Genomic DNA, 2,915 nt, shown 5'->3' with positions numbered 1-2,915 from the left:
TCTATGAAGCCAGGAAGTGTCATTGTGGATATCGCAATAGATCAAGGTGGTACAGTAGAAACTATTGATCATTATACAACTCATGATAATCCTGTATTTATTAAACATGACGTAATTCATTATGCAGTACCAAATATGCCTGGTGCCACCCCACGTACTTCAACTATGGCTTTGGCAAATGGAAATATTGAGTATTTACTAGCAATTTCTAAAGATGGATTAGAAATTGCAATTCAAAATAAATCATCATTAGCATCTGGGGTAAATGTATATAAAGGTATTATTACCTATGAAAATTTAGGTATGACGCTAGGTTTGGACTTTAAACAATTGAAAGAAGTGTTAGTATGATTACCAAAAACGTATTGTTAGATATCACTGACATTAAAAAAGCCAAAGAAATTCTTGATGTAAATGCCCGAAAAACACCTTTGGTTAAATCTTTCTATTTAACTAGTAAAACCGGTGGAGAAATTTATTTAAAGTTGGAAAACATGCAGTTAACAGGTTCATTCAAGTTTCGTGGTGCATTTAATAAAATTTCTCAACTTACAAATGAAGAAAAAGAACGTGGTGTAATCGCCTGCTCAGCTGGAAATCATGCACAAGGTGTCGCATTATCTTCTCATTTACTTGGAATCAAAAGTAAAATTGTGATGCCAACCTCTGCACCGCAAGCTAAAGTGGATGCGACGAGAGGATATGGTTCTGAAGTTATTTTATACGGTGATACGTTTGATGATGCAAAAGCAAAATGTGAAGAGATTATAAAAGAAACAGGCGAAACATACCTACATCCATATGATGATGTAGAAGTAATGGCTGGCCAAGGGACAATTGGGTTAGATATTCTGGATGATATGTGGGATGTTGATACTGTTATTGTACCTATTGGTGGAGGAGGAATTATTTCAGGGATTGCTGTAGCACTGAAATCATTTAATCCTTCCATTAATATTATTGGGGTTCAAGCTGATAATGTTCATGGAATGAAAGCTTCTTATGATGCGGGGAGAATTTTGGAACACTATCAAGCACCAACAATAGCGGATGGTTGTGCAGTAAAAATACCTGGAAATTTAACCTTTGAAATTGTAAAAGACCTAGTAGATGAAATTGTAACTGTATCGGAAGAAGAATTAGAAGTAGCAATGAAAGACTTAATGCAACGCGGAAAAGCTGTCGTAGAAGGCGCGGGAGCATTAGCCACAGCCGCTCTTCTTGCAGGCAAAGTTGATAAATATGTACAGGGTAAAAAAGTAGTAGCGGTTATTTCAGGTGGCAATGTGGATTTAAAACGTATTTCAAGTGTATGTGAGCATTTCTTTGTTGCCAATGAGGTAAAATAACGATTGAATAATCTTATAAAATAAAATTATTTACTTAAGGGGAGCTAGGAGACGATATCTTAGCTCCTTTTTAAATAAATGGAGGCGTGTGTTATGGCCAACTTATTTAGGAAAAAATCAGTAAGGAAATTGTTAGAAGATAGTAAAAGTAAGACTTTGACAAAAACGTTGGGCGCATTTGACCTTACCATGCTAGGGATAGGTGCAATAATTGGTACAGGAGTACTTGTATTAACTGGATTAGTAGCCGCAAGAGATGCGGGTCCAGCAGTTATTTTTTCATTTATGATTGCCGCAATTGTTTGTGGGTTTGCAGCCCTATGTTATGCGGAAATCGCATCTGCTCTTCCAGTCTCGGGTAGTGTATACACCTATTCATATGCGACGATTGGTGAGTTTGTAGCCCACTTAATGGGATGGACTTTATTGTCTGTATATATAGTTACAACTGCCGCAGTAGCGGGTGGATGGACAGGCTATTTTCACAACTTAGTAAACGGATTTGGGATTGAGATACCAAAATCACTTTTAACAATTCCAACACAAGGTGGAATCGTTAACTTACCAGCAGTAATCATTACTTTGGTATTAACTTGGTTATTATCAAAAGGCACGAAAGAAAGTAAGCGAGTGAATAACGCAATGGTATTAATAAAAATTGGTATTGTTGTTTTATTCATTTCAGTTGGTATATTTTACGTAAAACCAGAAAACTGGATCCCGTTTGCACCTTATGGTATAAGCGGAATCTTTGCCGGAGGAGCTGCAGTATTTTTTGCCTTTTTAGGATTTGATGCGTTAGCAACGTCTGCTGAAGAAGTAAAAAATCCACAACGTGATTTACCGATTGGTATTATTGCTTCGCTAGTTATTTGTACAATTATTTATGTTATAGTTTGCCTTGTGATGACTGGTATGGTTTCTTATAAGGAATTAGATGTACCAGAAGCAATGGCCTACGTATTAGAAGTTGTAGGACAAGATAAAGTAGCGGGTATAATCGCAGTTGGAGCTGTAATTGGTATTATGGCTGTAATTTTCGCTTACATTTATGCAACAACACGTGTATTCTTTGCGATGAGTCGTGACGGTTTATTACCAAAATCGTTTGCGAAAATTAATAAGAAGACAGAAGCACCAGTATTCTCAACTTGGTTAACAGGTATTGGTAGTGCTTTAATTGCTGGATTTATCGATTTAAAAGAATTATCGAATTTAGCGAATATTGGAGCGTTATTAACATTTGCGATGGTTGGTGTGTCAGTTATTATTCTTCGTAAAACACATCCAAATTTAAAACGTGGTTTCATGGTACCACTGGTACCAATCTTACCGATTATTTCAATAACATGTTGCTTATTCTTAATGGTAAATCTACCTTTAAAAACTTGGGTTTATTTCGGTATTTGGTTATTTATAGGGATAATAGTATATTTTATGTATTCTAAAAGACATAGTCAATTAAACAAACTATAAATGAGATATATCAGAGACAAAGGTTATCACGACCTACATGTTTGGACAAGTAGGATTCTTCTCATTTGGGATGTACCTTTTCTTTTTATA

At 35.7% G+C, this 2,915-nt stretch carries 2 protein-coding genes and 1 pseudogene; all 3 read left to right on the top strand.

The window, feature by feature from the left end; all coding sequences use genetic code 11:
- A pseudogene (locus tag ACQGSG_RS28025) lies at positions 1–351 on the top strand (alanine dehydrogenase); the annotation flags it as partial.
- Positions 348–1,349 carry a bifunctional threonine ammonia-lyase/L-serine ammonia-lyase TdcB gene (gene tdcB, locus ACQGSG_RS28020; protein ID WP_100655249.1) on the top strand — a complete coding sequence of 334 codons (1,002 nt, stop codon included), beginning with the start codon at positions 348–350 and terminating at the stop codon, positions 1,347–1,349. The pseudogene ACQGSG_RS28025 and the gene tdcB, both read left to right, overlap by 4 nt.
- A 93-nt stretch (positions 1,350–1,442) precedes the next feature.
- On the top strand, positions 1,443–2,825 hold the full coding sequence (locus ACQGSG_RS28015; RefSeq protein WP_426948589.1) for an amino acid permease: 1,383 nt from the start codon (positions 1,443–1,445) through the stop codon (positions 2,823–2,825).
- The last annotated feature ends 90 nt before the right edge of the window (positions 2,826–2,915 follow it).

It is taken from the genome of Bacillus sp. GMa5/1 (assembly GCF_050172015.1).
In the GTDB taxonomy this organism is placed as follows: domain Bacteria; phylum Bacillota; class Bacilli; order Bacillales; family Bacillaceae_G; genus Bacillus_A; species Bacillus_A cereus.
Note: the sequence above shows the minus strand (reverse complement) of the source record. Positions and strands in the feature narration are given on the sequence as shown.